Here is a 21,630-nt window from a genome sequence, read left to right as displayed (position 1 = left end):
CCTTTATTCGAACTTGTCTTCAGTTTTTTGTATGATATTTGCTGGTGCTTCACTGTCATCAGGGGATACTACGAGATCAGGTACAAGCATGATGGTGGCAAGTTCATTTAAAGCCCTTTTTACTCCCCCGCCTGTGATATTGAGCATTATGAGATCTGATCTTGATACCTTTGCATTCCTGACAGCTTTTATCAGGGCGGCTGTGGCAACAGCTGCTGAATTCATAATATCGATGCCTTCAAGTTCTTCAAATAGCAACCTGGCTTCCTCTGCCTCTTCATTTGTAATCCCGTACAGGTCTCCTTCTGTGGCTTCAAGGGCATCCCTCACTCCCCCGCCCACTGCATACGGAGGTTTGCGGTTAAACAGGACGGTGTCGTACATTCCTTCAGGACATCTAGGGTCCACAGCAACTCCCCCATGTAACTGGATCAGGGGTGCACAGGGCAGGTTCTGGGCAAGGTGCAACTGTGGCAATTTATCTCCATACCTGCCGTCCTCCTTCAGGCGCATAGCTGCTTCCCAGGCAGCAATACCGCCGGTACCACTGCCCACTGCCTGAAAATAGTGGTCAGGCAGATGTTTCATGGTCAGTGTTGCATCCAGCATTACAGTTCCCATCCCATCCCTGCGCGCTACGTTCCGGGCACCGCCTTCGGGTACGAATCCTTCTCTCTCGGTAATCTCGGAGGCTATGGATATGGCATCATAGTAATCCCCCTGTACTGCTGCAACACAGATTGATGATGTCGATCCTGCGGGAATCCAGAGTTTTTCAATAGCATTTTCAGGAACTACCAGAAGCAAAGGAAGGTCTGTTATAGAGGATACGTGCGCAAAGGCACGGGCAGTATTACCTGCAGAGGCTACAACCATCGTACTTCTTTCTTCCTGCTCGATTACTCTCTGCATTGTAGGATATGATTCAAGGTCTTTGAAGCTGCAGGTCCTCATAAAAGCCCCTTTTTCCGGCCAGTAACCGTTGAAACTTATATACAAATTCTCAAGACCGACTTTTTCGGCAAGTTTCTCACTTTTATAGGTTAATGTTTTTCCAGTACCCTTTTTTATTATGCCTTCCACGGGTAGCCAGTTGTAGAATTTCCATATTCCCGGAAGATCACATGGTTCAAACTTACTTTTTGAGTACTCCGATCTCAAAAAAGTTCCATCAGTGGGACATACCATGTCATATTTGCCATAAGTTTTGCCGCATTTTGGGCAGATGAGTCTGTATTTGTCCATATAAAAGGGTTTGATGGTGATCTTATATATCTTGTCCTTTCAGCCATGAAAACTTCCGCTTAAGGATAAAGTAAGGGATAATTCCAAAGGAAACATCCCTGCTGTCTTTTTAATGGTTATTCACAAGTATGCCGATAACTTCGAATTCATTGAATACATCTTCCTCATGAGGTGCCTCTTCCATTTCTTCTGTAAGATCAATACCCCCTTCATGCATACCCTGATGATCTCCGTCCATCCATAACTCGCTGTTTGTAACATCATAGACATTGCCTTTATAGGCAACATAGATTTCATCCCTGTCCTTACCATTGTATTTGGCCAGGCCATCCGGTGTGAATTCTCTCATAAAATTCCACTCCCCATAAGGATTTAGTCTTCTACTTCCATTGCATTTATTATATCGTTGACCGAGAGCTCCCCCTTTGCAGCCCTTTTGATCATCGGGTATATGTAGCTGCAATCGTCCATTGCACTCCAGCGCTTTTCACCGACACGCTGGACGATCTCATCCAGGATTTTCTCACATTTCTTACAGTATTCACTGTCTGCTTCTGCTCCGCAAATTGCGCAATTCATAATACTCCTCCATACTTTCTATTGGTTTTTGAGTTAAAGAGGTTTGTGGAAATTTATGTCTGGAAAGTTTGCAAACCAATTTTAACATTTAGGATTTGATTTGCCGGACTGGCAGTCGGAAAGTAACTCAATACCCTTGTCTGTCAGCCTGTATTCATCATTTTCAATCCTGACCAGTTCCCCGTTGAGCAGGAAGTCGATGTGGTATTTCAGTACAGAAGGATCTTCATCGATATTTGCGGCTAATTCATCTGTGTTGATCCCAAAGGCTCCTATTGTTTTGACGATTTTCCTTCTTAATGGATGCGATGCAGCCTTATTCAACATATCATGCTCTTTTTTGACAGATTCACCTTTTGATTGTTTCTGCATAATCACATCGTCGAGTTCATCATAGTCATCTTCCATTGTTTCAACCTCTTGTTGTCTGCAGATATCTATAATGATTAATAATTTATATTTTTGTTGGCTGTTTTATTGCTACTTTTTGTAAATACAAATTCTGTATGACCGGTATTATGAAATTATATGTCATTATTGAAAGTTGCTCTGGCCAACCTCATTTTGAGCTATTTCTTTAATCCTCTTGATGATTGCCCGCAGTCCGTCTGATCTTGCGGGTGAGAGATTTGATTTCAATCCGGTTTTTTCAAGAAAGTACAGATCAATGTTTGCAATTTCCTGAGGATGCCGATTGTTTACCACCCTGAGTAAGAGGGCCATAATACCCTTGGTTATCATGGCATCACTATCGAGATCAAAGATCAATTTCCCATCCTTTTTATAACTCCTGATCCAGACCCTGGATTGGCAGCCGCTTATCGAATTATCATCGGTCCTGAACTCTTCATCCATGGGTTCAAGCTCTCTGGCCGAACGGATTAGGAGGTCATATTTTTCAAGCCATTCAAGGCCATCAAATTCCCCTATTATTTCATCCTGGATAGCATCTGTCACGTGTACATCATCTCTACTTTTTCAATCCCTTCAATAAGCCTGTCCACATCTTCTTTTGTATTATACAATGCAAAACTTGCCCGTACTGTCCCTTCTATTGTGAGGGATTCCATCAATGGCTGGGCACAATGATGACCTGTTCTGACAGCTACTCCCATCTTATCCATCATCAGGCCGACGTCATAATGGTGGACCTGATCCAGATTAAAGGAGATTGACCCGCACATCCGGGTAGTATTTCCATAAACTGTCACGTTATCCATTTCCAGCAATCTGTCTCTTGCGTAAGAATATACGTCATTCTCATGCTTTTCTATTTTTTCCAAACCAATTTTTTGCATGTAATCAATCGATGCACCCATGCTTATTATTCCTGCAATGTGCGGTGTGCCTGCTTCATATCTTAACGGGGGTTCTTGATATGTTGTTTTTTCGAGACTTACTTTATCAACCATGCCTCCTCCGCCCTTTGCCGGCATGAGGTCACTGAAGCGATCGTTTGTATAAAGCACCCCAGCTCCGGTTGATGCATACATCTTGTGGCCTGAAGCAACCAAAAAATCACAGTCAATGTCTTTTACGTCTAGGGGTAGATGCTGTATTGATTGGGCAGCATCCACCAGAACCGGGACATCATGGTCTTTTGCAATTTCAGTTATTTCCTTGATATCGTTTACAGAACCAAGGACATTTGAGACATGACTGATAGCAACCAATTTTGTCTTATCTGTGATATCTACAGAGTCCAGCAGCAAATTGCAATCCTCATCCATCGGAATTGCCTTTAGTTTTGCTTCTGCCATCTGCCAGGGGACGATATTTGAGTGGTGTTCCACACCGGTTACCAGGACTTCATTTCCCCTTAAGGAAGGTTCAAGTGAACGTGCGACCTGATTTATGGCATCGGTAGTTCCGGCAGTAAATGTCACTTCACTGGAGTTGCGGGCACCTATGAAGTCACTGACTTTTTCTCTGGTTTTCTCATACCTTTCACTTGATCTCTCGCTCAGGTAATGCACTCCCCTATGAATATTACTGTAATCAGTCTTATAGAAATCAGATATTGTATCAATCACAGAGTTTGGTTTCTGTGTTGTTGCCGCGTTATCAAGATAAACCAGACGTTTTCCATAGACTTTCTGTGCAAGTATAGGGAAATCTTTTGCAAAACCTGTCATTGTTTCACCATTTCAGCAAGGGAGAACCATTTTTTATCATCGTTAAATATATTCTCTACAGAAAGCCCTGCAGCATCTGCCATTTTATTGATGCCATCAACAGTATATTTATGAGAGTTTTCTGTGTGGATGGTCTCGCCTTTTCTGAATACTATCCGCTCTTTTAATAGGGGGCTTGTTATTTCCAGATCTTTTTTCGCCTTCAGGTGCATCTCGATTCGGGAATATTTTTTATTGAAAAATGCAACATGAACAAATTCCTCTGGATAGAAATCAGTTTTAATGTGATCATTTACAACTTCTAATATATTCTTGTTAAATTCTGCAGTAACACCCTGGCCATCATTATAGGCTTTTTCGATGATATCAATATCTTTTACCATGTCCACTCCCAGAAGAAGCCTGTCGTTCTTATTCATAACGTTGCCAAGGTCTGTCATGAATTGCATTGCCTGTACTTCAGTAAGATTGCCGATTGTGCTTCCGAAGAAGCAGAAGAATCTTCTCCTTTTTGCAGGGATTTTTTCAATATGCCCAAGGAAGTCAGCAGTAATCCCATGGATATTCATTTCAGGATATCTGTCCTGAAGATTACAGGCGGATTTCTCTATAGCTTGTTTGCATACATCAACCGGATAGTATACTATAGTCTGGCGAATCTCTTCTGGTATTTCATCAAGAAAGACAGAAATTTTTGAGCAATCTCCACTTCCAAGCTCTACAAGATCGCAGTCTTTCAATTCTTGTTTCAATTTTTGAGCAGTTGACCTGAGCAATGGAATCTCAATCTTTGGAGGATAATATTCTTCTAGATTAGTGATAGTCTCAAACAATTCAGAACCCTTATGGTCATAGAAAAATACGGACGGAAGTGTTTTAGGATTTCCCCTCAGGCAATTGATCATCTCTTCCCTGATAGAACTTTCTCCAACTTTTGGCATAAAATCTTCTATGATCATTCTTCAGGAACCCCCGTTTCAAAAGGAAGATTGTTACTGCTCCATTCAAACCATCCACCATCATAGACTGCTGCTTTATCCCAGCCCATAAGCCATGCATTTAAAAAGGCTTCACTGCCCCTCCAGCCAGTTCCACAGTAAAATGCATTGCGTTTATCGGGAGTAATCCCAATTTTCTTCCAGTTTGCTGCAATTTCATGGTATTCACGCATGGTATGATCCAGGTTCCTGTAGTTTTCCATGTGGTAGGCATCTGTTCCACAGTCAGCAAATACCGCTCCCGGAATCCTTCCTTTCTTTTCAATATAATTGTAGCCACTTACTTCTCCAATGTACTCCTTCCAGCTTCTGACACTTACGAGGTTCTTGTCAGGGGACGCAAGGATCTCTTTTGCTTCTTCAAGATCAACAGCAATTTCCGGTTTTTGAGGTATGTCAATTCCAAAAGATACTTTTTCATTTTTAGAAGGAACTGTAGTGACTTCATAACCAGAATCCAGCCATGACTGGAGACCACCATTTAGTATGCGGACATCTTCCACACCTGCATAAAGCATTATGAAAGCGCATCTCATTGCACCGAGATGGCCTGCGCTGCTTCCCGGAAACTGATCATCATTATTTGGTGAAGAGAATTTTCCATAGAGAATGACTGTTGTGTCATATGTTATACCTGCCTCTTCCAGAGCAGCTTTTAGTTCTTCCGGTGAGCGGCGGTTCCATGTCTCTGGAGACTCAAGGGAGTTTGTGTCCATAGGGATTGCGCCGGGAATATGGCCTTCATCATAATCAAAAAGGTTCCTGTAATGGGAATGACAGATAACGAACTTATTATTGCTGTATTCCGGAGCATTATTTGTTGTGATCAATTGATTAAGCCAATCCGCTGAAACCAGGTGCTCATATCTTTCAAGATGCTCCATGGGCAAATCTTTTTCTGCCCATTCGAGAAAATTATTGAAAACAGTTACATCAGGATACCCGGCTTTTTCAAATTGCCTTGCCACCTCTTCTGCTTTCTGTGGGTCATACCCATAAATGACAAGAGAATCTTCCGGCAGAATTCCTTTATTCCTGACTATTTCTATCCAGTCAATATAGTGTAACCATTTGTAAGGCAGCGTTTTTGCACCCTTGATGTGCCCGCCTCTTGCCTCTGCGGCTTCTTTCCAGCCATTATAAGCATCAATGGATCTTATATCAATTACCTTATAGTTGTCCAGGTCTTCTGCTAACTGTTTAGTTGTAATTTTACCCATGGAGTACAATTGGTTTAAATCTTTATATATTATTTGGGCTTGCCTTTGCAGAATTCTTTATTTATGCAGGATAATGTTAGTGTACACGAATTGCATACTATGAACGATTGAGTTTTAAAAAAGGATGCGGCTGCCGGGATTCGAACCCGGGTTCTAAGCTTGGGAAGCTCAGGTCATAGCCACTAAACCACAGCCGCTCGGTAAAAATATATAGGCTCTGTAGATAATAAAAGTTTCGTGGGAGAAAGTGCAACCTTCTGACCCTTATTCTTTAGTGTATTTGTCGATGATCTCCTCAAAGGAGTCAATCACATAGGAAAGATTGTCCCTGCCAACCTGATAGGTACTCAGTTTGAAATATTTGGTAAGGCCGCCCTTGATACCGTGGATATTGCGCTTCTTGAGCTCTTTGTACAGGAAATACCTGCCTTTCTTGGCGGTCTTTGAGATCTCATAAAACGGTGGTGTCTCAAAGAACATCAGGTCATGATTGTGTGGTCTCTGTCCTACCTGAATAAGTCCCAGTTCTTCCACTTTTTCCGAGAACCAGCGGGCATTGGTAACTTCCTCGTCCCAGTGTTTGGTACGCTCCACGACCTGAGGGAATGAGGCGATCATTGTCATCAGACCAGCCCCCCTGGAAGTACAGCCCAGCAATTCAATCTCCTTGTTCTTGTTTGTAGAGGATTTCCTGAAAACGGTATCTGCGTATTCCTCCTGCACGCCGAGCAGGCCAATCGGACCCGAGGATGCCATGGATTTATGGCCGCTGGCTGCAATGAAATCGGCTCCAAGTTTCTTTGCATCTACCGGCATCCTGCCTACTGAATATGCACAGTTGAGAAGTAATGGTACATCGTACTCATGACAGACATCTGCTACCCTTTTTGCATCGGCCAGGTTGCCGTAATTGCCATCCGGGTATGTCAAAAGGGCCAGTGCCGGAGGCTTGCCACTCTGACTGGTAGCCTTCTCGATAGCCTGAGCATACCCTTCAGGGTCAAGGTTATATTCAGGATGACCGGAGCTTTGCACCTTTTCTATTTCAAGGTCTGCCCTCTGTGCAGCGACATATGAGGAGTAGTGTGCCAGCCCGTCAAGCACGACAGTGTCTCCGGCTTTGCCCATTGAATGCATTACTGCAAACTTGGATTCACGGGCACCATGTGTGACTCTTACTTCATCGGTACCTATGAACTCCGGCAGGGCCTCATGTACAAATTCATATACAGGTGGCTTTTTGATAAGATCCAATACTCCGCCACAGAAATCACAGATCGAATAACCGTCTCCCCATTCAAGCAGGGCTTTGCGGGCGTCCTCTGTAAGGATACCTCCTGTTTGCAGGGGGTCAATATTAATGGCATCCTTTGGTCCCCTTTCGATAAAACCGAATTTTTTCAGTTTATCTTCATCAAGTGACATACTGGCCCAGATCTCCTGCCGGATTACGCGAGGGCTTTTTCGAAAACACCACTGAACTCATCGCATTCTGCTGTGAGTTTCACCGCTGCATCCCTGATTGCCTGCACAGGGTCTTTGCCATCGGTCCTTACATAGAAGACCGGCTCACTAATACTTACGTGAAGCATATCGTAACTTGCTATATCCACATGCTCATCTTCAAGCAGGAAATGCTTAAGCATATTAAGCAGGGTGTGACTCTCCCCTTTGATTTCTACTTGTATTTCATCATCCTTTTTCTCAATGATCTTCAGTTCCATAATAAATCTCCTGGCCCTTTGCGTTAGATAATTCCTGTTCCATAATCAGCGGAAAGTTTACGCTTTTCAATCCTGCCACAGGCGGGACATTTCAGTTTTCCTTCTTCAATAGCAAGGGCTTCGCCACATCTGCCACAAACTGCGGACATAACACCCAGTTCCTTTGCAGCAATACTCAGGCGCATGCTATCAATATCAATCACCTTTGCCTTAACAACATCCATAAGGGCAAGTTCATTGGCTATGTTCTTGACGTAATCTTCCTTGATATTTGATATGTGGATGGCGGCAATTCCGGGATTGTTGACTTCCCTTTCACCATGGCCTTTTATGGCTGCTATCTGTACAAGCGCCATTGAATCACGTACATTCACCACATTGCCGACTACAATATCATCTTTCTTTATTACAGGTGGAAGTTCGGATGTAGCCCGCACGGAAACACTACGTTTTTTCCTGTCAATCTCAACATTTCCTGTCCTGGTTGAATATATGTTCCCTCTTAATGTATAGGTCCCTTCACCGGCTTCATACTCTTCGTTAGTACCGACAATATCACCGGGCAGCACAAACTGCTCTTCAATGTGCTTTTCAGCTTCTTCTTTGAGATGCTTCTGGGGTTTCTCTTTTTTCAGGTTTTCAGTATTTTTCTCCCTAGCTTCTCTCTTTTCCTTTTGCTGGCCCTTAGTTTTTGGATTTTGATTTTCTTCTTTTTCATCCTTCTTTGAAGAACCCTTGATTTTCCTTCTAGTGGCCTTCTTTTTGTTGCGTATCCTAATAATAATCCCTCTTAGTTTCAATAATTATGATGTGATAAGGAGTTCATTCTGTATATTTCTACCTCAATTCGTTCTACATCTTTTTTATGGAATTTAAATGTTCTTTTTAGCGGGAAAGATGTAGTATACCACTCGGTAATAACTGATGGCTTTATGTATTGCCTTATAAAGTTAAAACTTCCGCTGTTATGAATAGAATAGATGGCATTCCCTGCATTTAGAGCAGCTGAGAGAAAAGGTCTGTCACTTCCCTTACATTGGGCGCCAAACGGGGGATTCATTACAACAGTGTTCGCTTTTCCACTCACCTTTTCTATAGGGCAATTAACAAATTCAACTTCAACACCCATCAACACGGCATTTTCTCTTGCAACATTTATTGCTTTCGGGTCACTATCATATCCCACGACCTCTGGGGTTCCCAGAATTGCGGCACCGATTGCAAGTATCCCGGTGCCACATCCCATATCAAAAACTGTATCTTCAAGATCTCCCTTCATGTATGCAAAATGTAATATTTCAGCGGCCAGAGGGGCGGGTGTGGCATATTGTTCCAGTGCAGGATCGGGGTCATCAAACCCCCTGACCTTTTGCAGTAGCATCTCGAGTTTTCGCTGTTTCATCTATCATTCCCTTATCTCATCAAAAACCAGTTCTTCCCATTCACGTATTCCCAGTATGATTTCAAATTCAGGGGGAGTTAACATGGGGGCCGGGAATCTTCCTGCCTCGTCAATTGCAATTCTGGGGCATGCTGTATTGACATATGCATCCGCCTGGAATTGCAGGAGCTGGTCGGGTGTAATGAGATCCATTGTTACAATGTATGCCTCTTTTCCTTTTTCTCTGGCAATGTCCCTTATATTCCTGGCAAGTTCCATTCTTTCCTGCCCGGGTTTTGTGGATACCAGTATACAAAACTTCTTTTTTTCCATGGTTTTTGCAATTGCTGCATATCGTTTTTTCATAATTTGCTTGAGATCGATGTGTTCGATGGATGAAGTAAACGGATTTGCACAGAGTACAGGTTTGCCTGTTGAAAGGGCTATACCCAGCGGATGGAACTTCCCTCCGCCAATATACAGATATTCTTCACAGGTTATGTCATATGCCGCTGAAAAATTGCAGCCAAGTACCTGTCCCGGATGCACTATCCGTCCATCTCCTTCTCCTATAATGGTTTCGAATCCTTTTTCTTCAAGGATCTTCCTTACTTCTTCCAGTTTATGCACGTGTTGCACAGTAGTAAGTAGGCCTACCCTTTTTCCTTTAAGTTTGTCTGCAGCCTGAAAAACCACGTCACTTATATCGAGATGGGAGGGTGCCTCAATATAAACTACATTTTCAGAGGGCTCGAGTCTGGAATGGCCGAAATGGAATACAAGATCGGTATCTTTGATAAGTTGCACATCAAGATCGCATGCCCCATAGCAGGGGTTGCCGGAAATGAGGGTTTCTGCATCGGTATTATCCTCTATATATCCTGCAATCTCCATTGCCTGGCGTTTGAATCCTTCGGGCAGCTGGAGGCCTACTTTTGTGGCTTTTTCCTGAATAACCATATTTACAATGGATTCCAGGTCAATGTCAAAATTCTCAATTAGTTTCACCGGTGTCCTCCAGTATTGAAACCCCGTCTTCACTTACATTTATATCCACAAGGGTTTTGACCCTTATTCCCTCTCCTGCAAGTTGCTGCACGCCATCTCCCCTGCCTACAATAACGATTATATCGCTTATAGTAACGCCTTTTTCTTCCAGGGCCTTTACCAGAAAGCGCAGGGTACCTCCTGTACTGATCACATCATCAACAAGCAGTATCCTGTTTCCTTTTTCAATACCATTTATGTAGAGTTCACCTTTAGAATATCCGGTGCTCTGGGATATCTTTATTTCACCGGGTAGCTGGTATTGCCTTTTGCGCACGATAGAAAATGGGATGCCGGTTTTCAGAGAAATTGCTGTTGCAAGGGGGATTCCCATCGCTTCAATAGACAGGATCCGGTCGACATCCATATCGGAGTACTCTATGATGTAGTCACTGATCTCATCAAGCAGCTTGGGATCTATTGCAGGTACACCATCTGTAATCGGATGTATGAAATAGGGGTATTTACCGCGTTTTACAATAGGGGCCTTTTTCAGGGATTTCTTGAGTATTTCTAACATGTTATACCCCGACAATGAGAAGAATCGTCTTCCTGATGGAAAGAAGATTGAAGGCAGGAATAAATGGATTTATATTTATAAGTGGCGGATGATATTTGCAATACCTATTTATAGAAAATCCTTTTCCTCAGGGACAGGATTCAGAGAACATGCATATTACACAGGATATTACAATTTGCCAGGCTGTTCCGGATGATCGGGCAGCAATAGACTCGTTGCTCTGTACCTATTTTCTCGACGGAAAAGATTTGGATACAGGAGATTTTCTGCTGGCAAAAGTTGATGATAGGATAGTGGGCACAGTAGCATTTGTAAGGGATAACTTTGAGGAGATACATAGTGTTGCAGTTCACCCTTCATTCAGGAAAAAAGGAATAGGTGCTTTGCTCGTCTCAAGTGCCCTGCAACTCTCATTGAGCAGTGCAGTATATGCAAGAACCACGGCCAAATCCTTTTTCAGTAAATCAGGTTTTGTTGAAGTAATCAGTCCTTCCAGAGAAGAATTGTGGGATGACTGTGCATGCTGTGAATACCTGGAAAATTGCAACCAGCATGTGATGGTGTGGAGGAGAGAATAATATGCAGACTATTGGAATTGTCAATACTTATGATCGTATAAAGGTCCTTGATGCCCATTATAGGGCCATTGCACGGGCTGCCCCGATTTGCAGGATATTCGGCTTTAGCCTTGCCCTTTTTGATTTTCCTTTTGATATGGAAAAAGATGAACTTGTGAAGTACGTTGTGGAAAAAACAACAATAGGAGAATCAGGTGCCTATCTGCAACAACTCAATGAAGAACACCATTTTTTTGTACAGGACCTTCCAAAAAAAGGTTTTCCGGCACATTTTGGTAAACCTGTTGCAACCACTTCCAGGATAGATGGATCTAAAAGAATGACAGTTATGGATGCTGCAGAGGGAATAATACATCAAGATTCTTATCTGTTCCTCGTTGGACTTGGCAGGAAAGGATTGCCAAAATCAATTATAAAACAGGCCCCTGCCCACCTTGATATAAGTAGTGGCGGTACTTCCTGTGAGACATGCACGGCTATGGGGGCAATCCCTGCTTATATTATGGGCATAGTTGAGGGAATAAAGAGTAATAACCACAAATCCCATAAGTCTTTTAAGCACTTTTCCTGATAATTCCTACAATGAGTCCTGACCGGGTAGCATTAGTTCACTGTATGGATTATTCCACCTCCAAACAGGCAGTATGGGAGGCACTCGACCTGCTTGGATGTTTTGATAAAATCAAGGCAGGTATGCGTATCCTGATTAAACCCAATGTGCTTGCTGCCCGGAAACCAGAAGATGCGGCTACAACCCATCCCTCTCTTGTTCGTGCAGTATGTGAAATTGTAAGGGAGGCGGATGCTTTTCCTGTTGTAGGAGATTGTGCCGGTATTACATCTGCAGGAGCAACTGCAGAAGCGCTTGAAAAATCCGGTATAAAGCAGGCTGCTCTGGAGGGCGGGGGTGAAGTTGTAAATTTCCAGACTGCAGGTTTTAGTAAAGTAAAACCTGAAAAACCCCTGCGCTTGAATGAGATATATGTTAGTGACAGGGTACTGGATGCTGATTATATCATTAATCTGCCCAAGCTCAAGACTCATGAACTCACAACGATGACCGGTGCGGTGAAAAATATGTTCGGTGCTGTTCCCCTGCGCATCAGGAAGGAAGCACATACGATGGCAGACCCTCTGATATTCAGTGAAATTCTTCTGGATATTTACAATGTGGCAACTCCACAATTATCAATTATCGATGCAGTTGTGGGAATGGAAGGGGATGGTCCCTCCAGAGGTAAACCAATTAAGGTTGGTGCAATCCTTGCCTCAAAAGACGGAATTTCCCTGGATGTGGTTGCGGCACAGTTAATGGGCTTTGATCCTCTTTCAATACCTTCCAACCATGTGGCAGCCAGAGTTTACGGTGATATTTCACCTCAAATAGTCGGTGTAAACGTGGATGAGATTACAGTTCCTTTCAAAAAACCGGGTCTTAGCCTGTTGAGAATGCTGCCTCCCTGGCTTATCCAAAAGGCAGGGCACCTATTCACGGTCCGGCCGGAAATTGATGCTGATAAGTGTACTGCCTGTGGAGCATGTGTGAGAAATTGTCCTGCAGAGGCCATCTATATGGATAATGGGCACGCTGTAATAGATGCTGGAATATGTATACTGTGTTATTGCTGCCGGGAATTGTGTCCGGCAGCGGCTGTAAAATCCAGGAAGTCGCTGCTGGCCCGGATGTTTTGAATCAGAGCTTGCAGACAGGACTTTTGCGTAACCATTCAATGTCGGACTGATATAATTCACGCAGATCCTTCAAACCCAATCTCAGCATTGCCAGGCGGCTAACACCCAGGCCCCATGCCAAAACCGGTTCTTTGATGCCGAGAGGTTCAGTGACCTCTTTCCTGAATATGCCGGCACCACCGAGTTCGACCCATCCAAGTTCTTCAATATAAACCTCGGGTTCGACACTGGGTTCGGTGTAGGGGAAGTACCCGGGCCTGAACCTGACGTTCTCGAATCCCATCCTGTGATAGAATTCCTTCAGGCATCCCAGCAGGTTGGCAAAGGACATGTTCCTGTCCATTACCACACCTTCCAGCTGCTCGAATTCCGGGGTATGTGTGGGATCAATTGTTTCCCGGCGATAGGCCCTGTCTATACAGAAAGCTTTGACCGGTGGTTTTGGATTATCTGCCAGGTGTTTGATACTGACCGAGGTGGTGTGGGTGCGCAACACGTTACGTTTTGCTACATCACTGTCCCATTTGCCACCCCATCCCCTGGATTCAATGTCACCGCCCTTTTCATGCATGGAACATACTGTTTCCAAGTATTCGCCCGGCAATTGTGAACGGGATTCCAGGTGGAATGTATCCTGCATTTCCCGGGCAGGGTGGTCCTGTGGCTGGAATAAGGCATCAAAATTCCAGAAAGAGCTTTGTATAATATCTCCCTTAATTTCGGTGAATCCCATTTCCAGGAATATCTGGCGCATCTGGTCTATCAGACGCTGGTAGGGATGTACTTTTGCTGCAAAAACCCTTTTTGGAGGTTTATCGATATTGTAGGGGCGAAATGTCTTGTTCTTCCATTCCCCGCTCTTGAGCAACCGGGAGGTCAGCTGGGTGATATCTTCGGTGAGTTCAAGGCCTGATGCAGCGATTTTTCTCCCCTCGGCTGTAATTGTGATAGTACGGCTTTTTGTTTCTTCTTTTTCTACCAGTTTGCGTTTGACCAGGTCCTTTATAACCTTCTGGTCAATGCCGGTTTCTTCAAGGGTAACTGCTGTCTCATCGAGTTTTGCCAGGGCAATCTCGTCATCGGTTTCAGATATATCTGTTGCAGGTATGATATTTCCTTTCTCAATGGATGCCCAGCCTTTCCTCTTGAGCCATCCGGTTGCAATTCCTACCATCTGGGGTGAAAGCATTTCCTGCAGGTCCTTTATAGGAGTAGGCCCGTCGATCTTGTTGATCACCTGTCTTTCGGGGAGGCCTTTTTTGGCATATTGCATACCCTCTGAACTGAGGCGATATTTTTCCGATACTTCATCCTTAACTTCTGCAAGACCCTTCTCTTCAAGCAAAAAGGATGCCTGAGTAGCATTCTCTATTTTCAGGGGTGTTCCATCGGCTATATCCCCGGGACTTGCAGTACCTTTTTGTTTGAGGAAGAGAAGTACTTCCTTTTCATTCAGTGTAAGATTGAGGTCTTCCATAGTATCTCCCTTTAAGTATCAGAGCCCGTATTCTTCAAGTCTCTCGCGTGCCAGTTCCCTTTTTTCCTGGTGGTCTCTCAAAAACTCTGCCATGCGTTCTGCTGCCAGGCCTTTGCAACTTCCGCACATGCGGCTACCATCCAAACATTCGGAATGGAGCTGTGCCAGTTCCCCGTCATCGTCACTAAGATGGAATACGAGTAACTCATAGACCGAACATTCGTCGGGCTGTCCCCCGAGTTCCTTTTGTTCTTTCAGGGTCATACGCCCGCCAGTCTTAGCTTTCTTAACCTTGCGTGCGGCATCATCCGGATCATCGGTAAGGGCTATAAGGCTATCAGGCACACTGCTTGACATCTTGCCGCCCTGCAAACCGGACATAAAGCGATGATAGGTCGAAGCCGGTGGAAGGAATCCATATCCTCCGTTATTCATTTCGACTTCCATTGTGATTTCCTTAAGTTTAGTCAGGTCATCCACACCAAAAATATCTACATGCCCCTCGAACAGTTTTGTATCCCAGGGCAACGCTTCAGAAACCTCTTCAAGCGCATCGGCAGGAGCGGTCTTGCTGCGGACGCTGACAAAAGGTGTGTTATTCTTATCCATCCTTTTTTCGATAAGGAACATGTTCATCTTGTTTGCCAGTCCTCTGGTGAGTCTCATGTGGGGGTCCTGATCGGCCCCCGCGGGAACGATTGTCGGCTTGGGGCCACCGAATTCTTCAAGTTCGGGTTGGAGAATATCCGCACTCTGGGAGAGGGCACTGACCATATGTGCTATATTGGTCTGTCCATTGAAACCATAGATTGCACTGAGTTCCGAGAAATTTGCCTTGACACCCAGTTCAAAGGCCAGATCCTTTACATTTTTGGATTGGGACTGGAAATAAATATGCCCCTCTGGTTCGAATCCCAGGGCAATCAGGCTAAGGATATATTCCTCAATTCCAATCTGTTTACATTTATCCCAGGAAAATCCCCTGACAGAATATGCTTCCCTGTCGGCAATACCCACAAAAGCCTCACCACCCATCTGCTGGTGCCAGACGATCTGGTCCATGACCATCTTTCCGCCGAGATGGACCTTTCCGGAAGGCATGAACCCGCTCATTACCGCAAACGGGTCATTGTGTTTCATGGCCCGGCTTATCATGTCATAATCCCTGTGACCAAAGATAATCTTCCTTCTCATGTAAGCGCTGGGTTGCTCGATCCGGGGTAGAAGTTCATCAAAACGCTGAATTCCAAATTCATCGAACAATTTCGAATAGTCGTCGATATTTGACGAGCCCCATGGATCTAGTTTCATATTCATGCATATCCTCAAGATTAATCTGGTTTATTTTGTCATTATTATTTATTCGATTTTGTCAAATGGATATGGGGGTATAACTCCATCTGGAATCTTTTCCACAAGTTCAAGATATTGTGGCATCTGCATCTGGCAGAATACATCCCCTGACTCAAATCGGGGTGCTTTTTTCATGTTCTTCCAGATGTCTTTTAATTGTTGGTCCAGTATGTTGCCAAAACTGAATGGTATATATGGGCAGGGTTTGACCGATCCATCCACGCAGATATGCATCCAGCGCTGAGCCGCCATGCAACCCAGCATCTCACCTTCAAAATAAGTATTGGTAAATATTCTGGGCCCGCTTTCTGTGGAATTGGCTTTATGGTGCATTTCAAGGACTTTTTCCCTGTCCTCAGGTGATATAATAGCATCACCTTTTTTTTTCGGAGCACTTTCCCATATTGAAAATTCGCTCACTCCCAGTTGTGTTGCAAGAGCATAGAGTTGTGGGAGTTCATCCATGTTTTTTGGGGAGGCATGTGTGCACATGGTGACTAATAACCCGGCATCCAGTCCGTATTTAATGGCGGATGTAGCCATATCAAATGCCCCCTCAAGTCTTCTTACCGCATTGTGCTTTTCGGGATCAGTTGAATATATGCTGACCAGAAGATTATGCAGTCCGGCTTGTTTTAGTTTTCTTGCCGTCTGCGGATTCATGTCTGTTCCAGGTGTGTACATATTGACAATTGCACGTTCCTTGTCGACATAATCTATTAATTCAAAAATATCTTCCCTGAGAAGAGGATCTCCTTCTGTAAAAATAATTATAAATGCACCCATATCAAGAGCATCATCTATGGTTTTCTTGACAGTTTCTGTGTCAATATCTTCCTCTCCACCACTTATGATGCAATGATCACAATTACATTTGCATTGTCTTGTAATCTCAAAAGAAACAGTTTCAGGAACCCGTCTTCCCAAAGCATGCTGTACTTCAGCGTTCAGGAGCCTTTTGAAAGGACCGCTCGGGATTGGGGGCAGCCAGGTAGAAGCAATCACCCTGTCCTTGCCCATATGTACGGGTTTTTCTTCCCGTAATCTTTCATTAATTTTTTTCAGGATGGGTGAGCAGGCATACTTAAGCTGGCCCCGGGAATTCAACTGTAGAGAACCATTTGAATTTTTGAGGTCAATGTTTAGGCCGGGAATCGAAAATACATTGATTCCCGGTTCCCTTTCACCGCCTGACATTGGATTTTTGCTCCTTGATTGCGCCGGGGATTTCATGCCTTTTCTGCAAAAGCCAGGTTTCCACTGATCTTTTTAATCCTGACTTTTAAGACATCACCTTTGGCAGTACCAGGCACGAAAATAGTGAATTTTGCCATCTTGGCGATTCCGTCACCCTTGGAACCAACAGCATCAATCTTTACTTCGTATTCCTTTCCTTCTTCAAGAGCGGATTCGGGGGTAGGTGCAGTGGCTTTCCTTTTCTTGACAGGCCTGTGTGCACCACATGCGGCGCATTTCATCATCAGGACTCTGTCAACCTTCACAAGTTCCGTATCTGGCCTGTTGCATTCCGAACATATAACATATTCATCAGCATAGGCATTTATGTTGGATTTGATGGCCTGAACTGGGAACTTCCCCTGGAATATGGCCTTGCCACCTTCGACCTTACCGGCGGTACCCAGTTCCCTTGTGAGGTATTTCATCAGATGATCTGCATCACGGTTAAGGACACTTCTGATCTGTGCAAAATTGTCCAGTACCGTTGTTTTTCCCTCAAAATAAATCTTGGGTTCCGGAATTACAAAACGTTCATCTGTTGTTTCGGTTTCCGGCAGGTTTTCCATTGCCCGGTCAAGCAAGGATTCATAGTCTTCCATAAGTGTTCCCTCCTCAAAAGCTGGTTTTATTGTACCAGCTCTGCGCCTTCGTCAACAACAATTCTTATTGGTGTTGGAAGCTTCTGTCCTGCTCTTTTAAGTGCAGCTTTGGCATGCTTAAAATTCTTCTTATTGACAGAAACAGTGAATATCTTCTGCCCGGCAGAGACTCTTGCTGCAGTACCTACAGCTTTGCCGAATGCTTTTCTCATACCACTGGATACACGGTCTGCACCTGCACCAGTTGCCTGTTTGTTTTCTCTCAGGACCTCGTGTGGGTAAACTCTCAATTTGAAATGGTAATTGATACGGCCGATTTTGGAAAGCATATGTCTGTTAGCTGATATCCTTGCTGCTTCGAGGGCTGTATGCCTCATCTGGCATTTCTCTTCAGATATAAGTGACATCTTGACCTGGAAATCTGCGGTCTTATTTCCCATGTCGTAGTGTATTACCTGGCTTCCCGGAACACCACCCATGTACTTTCTGCGTGTATATGAGCGCTGTTTAATGTTCCTGTACATACTTGCTGGTTTTCTTGTCATGGACTAAAAGCCTCCTTGGAATGATAATGATGTAGAATAATCCCATTCTCGAAAGTTTTGGTTTCTTATTGAGATTTACATATTTTAATGTATTGATGGGATGGTGTACTATCTTATATTGCCCTCCATACTGTCTGGTAGTTTATAAGTCTTATCGGTCATTTGTTGTATTTGTAAAGGGTATGCAGCAGAATTATAATATATGCAGTTTTTATATGTTCTTTTATGAGCTCCAGCACCAAAGAGCATAAAAAAGGAACTGATAAAGCATATTCTTTTAGTATTATAACCATCTCAACTTCTCGTTTTGATAAATATGGGTCCACGGATGCCCCTTCTGCTGTGGATGATGTCTCGGGGCAACTTATTTCAGATATTCTCAAGGCTGCTCACAACAATGTATTGTGCTACAGTCTGGTGGCAGATAATATCGCAGATATAAGGAAAGCAGTCTTATCATCGATATTTAATGGAGCCGATGTTGTGATTACAACCGGTGGTACAGGTTTGTCTGATTCTGATGTGACCATAGAAGCTCTTTGCCCGCTATTTGAAAAGGAACTTGAAGGATTCGGAGAACTTTTCCGCCTTAAAAGTCTGGATCAGATAGGATCTGCCACAATATTGAGCAGGGCAACTGCAGGTATCATACAGGGTTGTGCTGTATTCTGCCTTCCTGGTTCACCAAAGGCTGTGGAACTTGCAATCGAGGAAATAATAATTCCTGAAGCAGGGCATATAGTAAAACATGCAAGATCATGATAACTGAGTGTATTATCAGGAATAATGTTATTAAGGGCTATCCTTATATAATAAATTAAAATAGAAAGTTCGGCTGGAATATATGACATCCTATTCACTGGGTATTGAAGAACTGGATAGTATTATCGGGGAAATCCGTGAAGGAAGCAATCTGATGGTAATAGGTCCTCCTATGAGTGGAAAGGAGGATGTTGCCTACCATATCCTTAAAAACGGTCTAAAAAGGCAAGAATCTTCGGTCATAGTTTCTACAAGAGAACCGGGTGAACATGTCCTGGAATGGTTTACCTCCTTTGACAAAACCCTACCTGTATCCAACATAGGGATTGTGGATTGTGTGACAAAGACGCTGGGGATGGCGGCTGATGATACTGATAACATAAAACGTGCTTCAAGTCCTGTGGACCTTACGGGTATAGGTGTTCGAATAAGTCAGTTTTTTGAACAATTCTGGATGAAACGTCAAATATCCCATAATATCCTCTGTATTAATTCTGTCTCGACCATTCTAATGTACTCTAATATCCAGACTGTATTTCGTTTCTTGCACGTGTTCACAGGCAGAATCAAAGCCATAAAAGGACTTGGTTTATTCGTAGTTGAAGACCAGATGCATGACTCCCGCACAATTGCTACCTTAAAACAACTTTACGACGGTATGATTGAGGTGCAGGAAGAAAACGGCAGTCATTATCTACGTGCAGTAGGCATATCCTCCAAACCCACTCCCTGGTTTGAGTATTTGGTGGAGGATGGTTTGATATCCATTCAGGGCATCAAGGATGAATGAATGCTTTTCTTTAAGTTAGTTATATATACTTCATGCAGGTCCCTATAGGCAGGTGTTATTTGATGGATAAGGATAAAATAAGGAAATTTAGGTCACAGGCAACTCACCTGAAACCCATTCTCACGCTGGGTAAAAAGGGAATTGATGATGCGGTTGTAACTGAATTGAAAAAACAAATTAAAGCCAATCATCTTGTCAAGGTAAAAATCCTCAAAAGTTTTCCCGGTGAAAGTATGGATTCAATTGCAGAGGAACTGGCCTCTCTTACATCCACTACCCTGATAGATGTGCGTGGAAGGGCGATAGTCCTCTACAGGTAAATTAATCCCTTTTATGCCCTGCCAGGATTTCCACATCCTGCATCACAATGAGTTCATCAGGAACCATTTTCTTGAGTTCGGGCAGGATATTACACAATTTATTTTCTTCATCCACGGCCTGTACTATGATGGGAAGATCCATTCCAAGCCTGAGGATACTTGTTTTATGGATTACACTGTGTACTCCATAGCCCTCGATACCCCTGATCACGGTGGCACCGGCAACATCATTTTCAAGCAAGAATTCGATGATGGCCTGATGGGCATTTTTTCCTTTGTATGTATCATTCTCACTAAGATAAATTGTCATTATTTTTGATTGCATAAAGTCTGCCTTCTTTGTTGAATTCTATTTTAAATTAGGTTTGCCATTAAAGGCCCAAGTCCGACACCGGCTATGCAGCATACACAGTTAAGCATTATATTTGTAAGAAAACTCCGGTTGGCCTGCTGTTCCAGGAGTGTGAATGATTCATATGTAAAGGTGGAAAAAGTGGTGAATGAACCCAGAATACCTATATTCAACAGGTAAAGATGCTGCAGGGAATGGGAATATGTAAGATATGAGAGTATTGTTGTACCCATAATATTTACTGTGAGTGTACCTGTGGGTATATCTCCCTTTTTCGGGACAATTCCCGCGACCATATACCTGAGGATTGCACCGATAAACCCGCCGATTCCAACAAGTAAATAGCCTGTCGTATTCATTTCACCTGCCTCCAATGTATATTACCAGGCTTCTTGCAAGAAAGATTGCAAATAAACCGGGTAGCAGATTTATCATCATATTTGCAAACCCGTATACAGGTTGCATTTGCACAGTCTGTACAATGAATGTGGAGAATGTGGTGAATGCACCTAAAAATCCGATGCCTGCAAACATTCGGATGCGTGGGGTCAGGTAACCGATATAGTCAGAGTAGAACAGTAACAATCCCAGCAGGAAACTTCCCAGCACGTTCACAACCAGTGTTCCCCGGGCACCGGGGATTAAGATTGAAGTGCCATATCTGCATATAGCTCCCAGGAACCCGCCAGTTCCTATGAAAAAGAGATTGGTAACATCCCGGTATTCCATGGGATTGTCCCACCATCTTTATTTATCCACCGGAAACCGGGGGGAATATAGCTACTTCATCTTTTTCTGTAATTGCTGAGTCTGTACCTTCAAGATGCTGGATATTTTCCCCGTTGATAAGGATGTTTATATATCCCCTGAGTTTTTTGCCATCTTCAAATATAAGTTTTTCAAGATTCGGGTATTTTGCAATTATTTCATCCAATATCTCAGAAACGGTATCACCGTTGACCTCTACTTCAGAAGTTCCGGCTTTTTCCCTGACATTGGCAAACAATCTTACCTTCTTGGCAGCCATAGCTTTTCCCACGTCAGGCTTGTTTATAAAATATTCGTTAAAATTCG

General features: G+C 43.5%; 29 protein-coding genes and 1 tRNA gene. 6 read left to right on the top strand and 24 right to left on the bottom strand.

Annotated features, from left to right (window positions below; translation table 11 throughout):
- Positions 1-3: 3 nt before the first annotated feature.
- From MMAH_RS08740 to hpt, 15 genes are all read right to left on the bottom strand, one after another.
- Positions 4-1,245, bottom strand: coding sequence for a cysteate synthase (locus tag MMAH_RS08740; RefSeq protein ID WP_013038190.1), 1,242 nt, complete (start codon positions 1,243-1,245; stop codon positions 4-6).
- A 109-nt stretch (positions 1,246-1,354) separates the two neighbouring features.
- The gene (locus MMAH_RS08735) at positions 1,355-1,594 is read right to left on the bottom strand and encodes a cytochrome b5 domain-containing protein (RefSeq protein WP_013038189.1); all 240 of its coding nucleotides are present in this window, start codon (positions 1,592-1,594) and stop codon (positions 1,355-1,357) included.
- Between the two features lie 23 nt (positions 1,595-1,617).
- Positions 1,618-1,824, bottom strand: coding sequence for a hypothetical protein (locus tag MMAH_RS08730; RefSeq protein ID WP_013038188.1), 207 nt, complete (start codon positions 1,822-1,824; stop codon positions 1,618-1,620).
- An 81-nt stretch (positions 1,825-1,905) separates the two neighbouring features.
- Entirely contained in the window at positions 1,906-2,232 is a 327-nt protein-coding gene (locus tag MMAH_RS08725) for a winged helix-turn-helix domain-containing protein (RefSeq protein WP_013038187.1), read from the bottom strand.
- A gap of 126 nt (positions 2,233-2,358) precedes the next feature.
- Positions 2,359-2,781, bottom strand: a complete 423-nt coding sequence (locus MMAH_RS08720) for a SufE family protein (RefSeq protein ID WP_013038186.1) — start codon at positions 2,779-2,781, stop codon at positions 2,359-2,361.
- Positions 2,778-3,959, bottom strand: a complete 1,182-nt coding sequence (locus MMAH_RS08715) for an aminotransferase class V-fold PLP-dependent enzyme (RefSeq protein WP_013038185.1) — start codon at positions 3,957-3,959, stop codon at positions 2,778-2,780. The genes MMAH_RS08720 and MMAH_RS08715 overlap by 4 nt, the downstream gene beginning before the upstream one ends.
- Complete coding sequence (gene egtD, locus MMAH_RS08710; RefSeq protein WP_013038184.1) at positions 3,956-4,918, bottom strand: L-histidine N(alpha)-methyltransferase; 963 nt, start codon at positions 4,916-4,918, stop codon at positions 3,956-3,958. The genes MMAH_RS08715 and egtD overlap by 4 nt, the downstream gene beginning before the upstream one ends.
- Positions 4,915-6,177 carry a rhodanese-like domain-containing protein gene (locus MMAH_RS08705; RefSeq protein WP_013038183.1) on the bottom strand — a complete coding sequence of 421 codons (1,263 nt, stop codon included), beginning with the start codon at positions 6,175-6,177 and terminating at the stop codon, positions 4,915-4,917. The genes egtD and MMAH_RS08705 overlap by 4 nt, the downstream gene beginning before the upstream one ends.
- A 125-nt stretch (positions 6,178-6,302) precedes the next feature.
- Positions 6,303-6,374, bottom strand: a tRNA-Gly gene (locus tag MMAH_RS08700).
- Between the two features lie 67 nt (positions 6,375-6,441).
- Positions 6,442-7,602 (bottom strand): O-phospho-L-seryl-tRNA:Cys-tRNA synthase, encoded by a 1,161-nt coding sequence (gene pscS, locus MMAH_RS08695; RefSeq protein ID WP_013038182.1) that lies wholly within the window; start codon positions 7,600-7,602, stop codon positions 6,442-6,444.
- Between the two features lie 23 nt (positions 7,603-7,625).
- Positions 7,626-7,901, bottom strand: coding sequence for a DNA-directed RNA polymerase subunit L (locus MMAH_RS08690; RefSeq protein ID WP_013038181.1), 276 nt, complete (start codon positions 7,899-7,901; stop codon positions 7,626-7,628).
- A 23-nt stretch (positions 7,902-7,924) separates the two neighbouring features.
- A complete protein-coding gene (locus MMAH_RS08685; RefSeq protein ID WP_013038180.1) occupies positions 7,925-8,701 on the bottom strand; it encodes an exosome complex RNA-binding protein Csl4 in 777 nt (258 codons plus the stop codon).
- The gene (locus MMAH_RS08680; RefSeq protein ID WP_013038179.1) at positions 8,698-9,303 is read right to left on the bottom strand and encodes an METTL5 family protein; all 606 of its coding nucleotides are present in this window, start codon (positions 9,301-9,303) and stop codon (positions 8,698-8,700) included. Before MMAH_RS08680 ends, MMAH_RS08685 begins: the two co-directional genes overlap by 4 nt.
- Before the next feature lie 3 nt (positions 9,304-9,306).
- Positions 9,307-10,290 carry a diphthamide biosynthesis enzyme Dph2 gene (gene dph2 / locus MMAH_RS08675; protein WP_013038178.1) on the bottom strand — a complete coding sequence of 328 codons (984 nt, stop codon included), beginning with the start codon at positions 10,288-10,290 and terminating at the stop codon, positions 9,307-9,309.
- Positions 10,277-10,849 (bottom strand): hypoxanthine/guanine phosphoribosyltransferase, encoded by a 573-nt coding sequence (gene hpt / locus MMAH_RS08670; protein ID WP_013038177.1) that lies wholly within the window; start codon positions 10,847-10,849, stop codon positions 10,277-10,279. The genes dph2 and hpt overlap by 14 nt, the downstream gene beginning before the upstream one ends.
- A 95-nt stretch (positions 10,850-10,944) precedes the next feature.
- Between hpt and MMAH_RS08665 the strand changes: the two genes are divergently transcribed.
- Genes MMAH_RS08665 through MMAH_RS08655 form a run of 3 tightly spaced genes read left to right on the top strand, consistent with a single transcriptional unit; the run spans position 10,945 to position 13,119 of the window.
- A complete protein-coding gene (locus MMAH_RS08665) occupies positions 10,945-11,427 on the top strand; it encodes a GNAT family N-acetyltransferase (RefSeq protein WP_157198724.1) in 483 nt (160 codons plus the stop codon).
- Position 11,428: 1 nt separating this feature from the next.
- Positions 11,429-11,998, top strand: a complete 570-nt coding sequence (locus tag MMAH_RS08660) for a DUF531 domain-containing protein (RefSeq protein WP_013038175.1) — start codon at positions 11,429-11,431, stop codon at positions 11,996-11,998.
- An 11-nt stretch (positions 11,999-12,009) separates the two neighbouring features.
- Positions 12,010-13,119: a DUF362 domain-containing protein gene (locus MMAH_RS08655; RefSeq protein WP_013038174.1), complete on the top strand. Its 1,110-nt coding sequence runs from the start codon at positions 12,010-12,012 to the stop codon at positions 13,117-13,119.
- Between the two features lies 1 nt (position 13,120).
- Here the strand turns inward: MMAH_RS08655 and pheS are convergent, their stop codons facing one another.
- Genes pheS through MMAH_RS08630 form a run of 5 tightly spaced genes read right to left on the bottom strand, consistent with a single transcriptional unit; the run spans position 13,121 to position 18,332 of the window.
- Positions 13,121-14,596 (bottom strand): phenylalanine--tRNA ligase subunit alpha, encoded by a 1,476-nt coding sequence (gene pheS / locus MMAH_RS08650; protein WP_013038173.1) that lies wholly within the window; start codon positions 14,594-14,596, stop codon positions 13,121-13,123.
- An 18-nt stretch (positions 14,597-14,614) separates the two neighbouring features.
- Positions 14,615-15,913 (bottom strand): tryptophan--tRNA ligase, encoded by a 1,299-nt coding sequence (locus MMAH_RS08645; RefSeq protein ID WP_013038172.1) that lies wholly within the window; start codon positions 15,911-15,913, stop codon positions 14,615-14,617.
- Positions 15,914-15,955: 42 nt separating this feature from the next.
- Entirely contained in the window at positions 15,956-17,146 is a 1,191-nt protein-coding gene (locus MMAH_RS08640; protein ID WP_013038171.1) for a radical SAM/SPASM domain-containing protein, read from the bottom strand.
- 32 nt (positions 17,147-17,178) lie between these two features.
- Complete coding sequence (locus MMAH_RS08635) at positions 17,179-17,787, bottom strand: translation initiation factor IF-2 subunit beta (protein ID WP_013038170.1); 609 nt, start codon at positions 17,785-17,787, stop codon at positions 17,179-17,181.
- Positions 17,788-17,813: 26 nt separating this feature from the next.
- Positions 17,814-18,332, bottom strand: coding sequence for a 50S ribosomal protein L16 (locus tag MMAH_RS08630; protein ID WP_013038169.1), 519 nt, complete (start codon positions 18,330-18,332; stop codon positions 17,814-17,816).
- Positions 18,333-18,557: 225 nt separating this feature from the next.
- Here MMAH_RS08630 and MMAH_RS08625 point away from each other — a divergent pair, with 225 nt between their 5' ends.
- The 3 genes from MMAH_RS08625 (at position 18,558) to MMAH_RS08615 (ending at position 20,204) form a co-directional block, all read left to right on the top strand.
- The gene (locus MMAH_RS08625; RefSeq protein ID WP_013038168.1) at positions 18,558-19,094 is read left to right on the top strand and encodes a MogA/MoaB family molybdenum cofactor biosynthesis protein; all 537 of its coding nucleotides are present in this window, start codon (positions 18,558-18,560) and stop codon (positions 19,092-19,094) included.
- A gap of 82 nt (positions 19,095-19,176) precedes the next feature.
- Positions 19,177-19,884: an RAD55 family ATPase gene (locus tag MMAH_RS08620; protein WP_013038167.1), complete on the top strand. Its 708-nt coding sequence runs from the start codon at positions 19,177-19,179 to the stop codon at positions 19,882-19,884.
- Positions 19,885-19,946: 62 nt separating this feature from the next.
- Positions 19,947-20,204: a YhbY family RNA-binding protein gene (locus tag MMAH_RS08615; RefSeq protein ID WP_013038166.1), complete on the top strand. Its 258-nt coding sequence runs from the start codon at positions 19,947-19,949 to the stop codon at positions 20,202-20,204.
- Position 20,205: 1 nt separating this feature from the next.
- Here MMAH_RS08615 and MMAH_RS08610 read toward each other — a convergent pair whose 3' ends face one another.
- Genes MMAH_RS08610 through MMAH_RS08595 form a run of 4 tightly spaced genes read right to left on the bottom strand, consistent with a single transcriptional unit; the run spans position 20,206 to position 21,583 of the window.
- Positions 20,206-20,529, bottom strand: a complete 324-nt coding sequence (locus MMAH_RS08610; RefSeq protein WP_013038165.1) for a DUF190 domain-containing protein — start codon at positions 20,527-20,529, stop codon at positions 20,206-20,208.
- 29 nt (positions 20,530-20,558) lie between these two features.
- The gene (locus MMAH_RS08605) at positions 20,559-20,915 is read right to left on the bottom strand and encodes a fluoride efflux transporter FluC (RefSeq protein ID WP_013038164.1); all 357 of its coding nucleotides are present in this window, start codon (positions 20,913-20,915) and stop codon (positions 20,559-20,561) included.
- Position 20,916: 1 nt separating this feature from the next.
- Positions 20,917-21,285 (bottom strand): fluoride efflux transporter CrcB, encoded by a 369-nt coding sequence (gene crcB, locus MMAH_RS08600; protein ID WP_013038163.1) that lies wholly within the window; start codon positions 21,283-21,285, stop codon positions 20,917-20,919.
- 22 nt (positions 21,286-21,307) lie between these two features.
- On the bottom strand, positions 21,308-21,583 hold the full coding sequence (locus MMAH_RS08595) for a ubiquitin-like small modifier protein 1 (protein ID WP_013038162.1): 276 nt from the start codon (positions 21,581-21,583) through the stop codon (positions 21,308-21,310).
- Between the last annotated feature and the right edge of the window lie 47 nt (positions 21,584-21,630).

The organism is Methanohalophilus mahii DSM 5219, assembly GCF_000025865.1.
GTDB classification, from domain to species: Archaea; Halobacteriota; Methanosarcinia; order Methanosarcinales; family Methanosarcinaceae; genus Methanohalophilus; species Methanohalophilus mahii.
The sequence above is the reverse complement of the archived record's forward strand: the minus strand, read 5'-3'. Positions and strand labels throughout refer to the sequence as shown.

Excerpts from the sequence above, each read along its gene's own strand:
- MMAH_RS08635 (WP_013038170.1), bottom strand. The coding sequence starts at position 17,787 with ATGGAAGACTATGAATCCTTGCTTGACCGGGCAATGGAAAACCTGCCG.
- MMAH_RS08630 (WP_013038169.1), bottom strand. The coding sequence starts at position 18,332 with ATGACAAGAAAACCAGCAAGTATGTACAGGAACATTAAACAGCGCTCA.
- MMAH_RS08735 (WP_013038189.1), bottom strand. The coding sequence starts at position 1,594 with ATGAGAGAATTCACACCGGATGGCCTGGCCAAATACAATGGTAAGGAC.
- crcB (WP_013038163.1), bottom strand. The coding sequence starts at position 21,285 with ATGGAATACCGGGATGTTACCAATCTCTTTTTCATAGGAACTGGCGGG.
- MMAH_RS08730 (WP_013038188.1), bottom strand. The coding sequence starts at position 1,824 with ATGAATTGCGCAATTTGCGGAGCAGAAGCAGACAGTGAATACTGTAAG.
- MMAH_RS08625 (WP_013038168.1), top strand. The coding sequence starts at position 18,558 with ATGAGCTCCAGCACCAAAGAGCATAAAAAAGGAACTGATAAAGCATAT.
- egtD (WP_013038184.1), bottom strand. The coding sequence starts at position 4,918 with ATGATCATAGAAGATTTTATGCCAAAAGTTGGAGAAAGTTCTATCAGG.
- MMAH_RS08740 (WP_013038190.1), bottom strand. The coding sequence starts at position 1,245 with ATGGACAAATACAGACTCATCTGCCCAAAATGCGGCAAAACTTATGGC.
- pheS (WP_013038173.1), bottom strand. The coding sequence starts at position 14,596 with ATGGAAGACCTCAATCTTACACTGAATGAAAAGGAAGTACTTCTCTTC.
- MMAH_RS08725 (WP_013038187.1), bottom strand. The coding sequence starts at position 2,232 with ATGGAAGATGACTATGATGAACTCGACGATGTGATTATGCAGAAACAA.
- MMAH_RS08680 (WP_013038179.1), bottom strand. The coding sequence starts at position 9,303 with ATGAAACAGCGAAAACTCGAGATGCTACTGCAAAAGGTCAGGGGGTTT.
- MMAH_RS08705 (WP_013038183.1), bottom strand. The coding sequence starts at position 6,177 with ATGGGTAAAATTACAACTAAACAGTTAGCAGAAGACCTGGACAACTAT.
- MMAH_RS08655 (WP_013038174.1), top strand. The coding sequence starts at position 12,010 with ATGAGTCCTGACCGGGTAGCATTAGTTCACTGTATGGATTATTCCACC.
- hpt (WP_013038177.1), bottom strand. The coding sequence starts at position 10,849 with ATGTTAGAAATACTCAAGAAATCCCTGAAAAAGGCCCCTATTGTAAAA.
- pscS (WP_013038182.1), bottom strand. The coding sequence starts at position 7,602 with ATGTCACTTGATGAAGATAAACTGAAAAAATTCGGTTTTATCGAAAGG.
- MMAH_RS08615 (WP_013038166.1), top strand. The coding sequence starts at position 19,947 with ATGGATAAGGATAAAATAAGGAAATTTAGGTCACAGGCAACTCACCTG.
- MMAH_RS08605 (WP_013038164.1), bottom strand. The coding sequence starts at position 20,915 with ATGAATACGACAGGCTATTTACTTGTTGGAATCGGCGGGTTTATCGGT.
- MMAH_RS08595 (WP_013038162.1), bottom strand. The coding sequence starts at position 21,583 with ATGGCTGCCAAGAAGGTAAGATTGTTTGCCAATGTCAGGGAAAAAGCC.
- MMAH_RS08640 (WP_013038171.1), bottom strand. The coding sequence starts at position 17,146 with ATGTCAGGCGGTGAAAGGGAACCGGGAATCAATGTATTTTCGATTCCC.
- MMAH_RS08620 (WP_013038167.1), top strand. The coding sequence starts at position 19,177 with ATGACATCCTATTCACTGGGTATTGAAGAACTGGATAGTATTATCGGG.
- MMAH_RS08610 (WP_013038165.1), bottom strand. The coding sequence starts at position 20,529 with ATGCAATCAAAAATAATGACAATTTATCTTAGTGAGAATGATACATAC.
- MMAH_RS08660 (WP_013038175.1), top strand. The coding sequence starts at position 11,429 with ATGCAGACTATTGGAATTGTCAATACTTATGATCGTATAAAGGTCCTT.
- MMAH_RS08715 (WP_013038185.1), bottom strand. The coding sequence starts at position 3,959 with ATGACAGGTTTTGCAAAAGATTTCCCTATACTTGCACAGAAAGTCTAT.
- MMAH_RS08690 (WP_013038181.1), bottom strand. The coding sequence starts at position 7,901 with ATGGAACTGAAGATCATTGAGAAAAAGGATGATGAAATACAAGTAGAA.
- MMAH_RS08645 (WP_013038172.1), bottom strand. The coding sequence starts at position 15,913 with ATGAATATGAAACTAGATCCATGGGGCTCGTCAAATATCGACGACTAT.